1 protein-coding gene and 1 pseudogene are annotated in these 630 nt (G+C 71.4%); both read left to right on the forward strand.

All coding sequences use genetic code 11. The features are described from left to right. Positions 1-194 (forward strand): annotated as a pseudogene (locus D3H34_RS33435) (bifunctional UDP-N-acetylglucosamine diphosphorylase/glucosamine-1-phosphate N-acetyltransferase GlmU); the annotation flags it as partial. Further along, positions 194-630: histidine kinase dimerization/phospho-acceptor domain-containing protein (locus tag D3H34_RS33440; RefSeq protein WP_286186594.1), on the forward strand; the 437-nt coding region annotated here is incomplete at its 3' end. The pseudogene D3H34_RS33435 and the gene D3H34_RS33440, both read left to right, overlap by 1 nt.

The raw sequence follows: 630 nt of genomic DNA on the forward strand, positions 1-630 counted from the left end.
CCGTGATCGAGGCCGACGCGCACATCGGCAGCAATTGCGTGCTGGTCGCGCCGGTCACGGTCGGCGCGGGTGCGACCGTCGGCGGCGGCTCCACCATCGCCAAGGATGTGCCCGCGGGTACGCTGGGCGTGGCGCGCGGTCGCCAGTCCAACATTGCCCATTGGAAACGTCCGAGCAAACTTCCCAAGCCATGATGCCCGACCCTGCTTCCAGCGCCGCATCGGGGCCACCGCGCCCCACCGACCTGCCCCAGGCGCTGGCCTTGCTGGCCCGGCGCGAGCAGGAGCTCGCGGCGCTGCGCGCCGGCCACGAGGATTGGTTGCGCGCGCTGTCGCACGACCTGCGCGCGCCGCTGCGCCACATCACTTCGTATTCGCCCCTGCTGCGTGAAACCCTGCATGCGGCCGGACTGCAGGGCGCGGATGCGCAGGAAGCGGAGCAATTCCTCGGTGTGATGGAACAGGCCGCGCGTCGCATGGGTAGCATGCTCGATGGCGTCTTGCAGGTGGCGGGAATGCTGCGCGAGCACCAGCGCCGCCAGACCGTGGACCTGGCGCAGATGGCCGCCGAAGTGCGCGCCGCGCTGCTGGAAGCCGAGCCCGCGGCGGCGCAGGCGCAATGGCAGCTGCC

The organism is Acidovorax cavernicola, assembly GCF_003581445.1.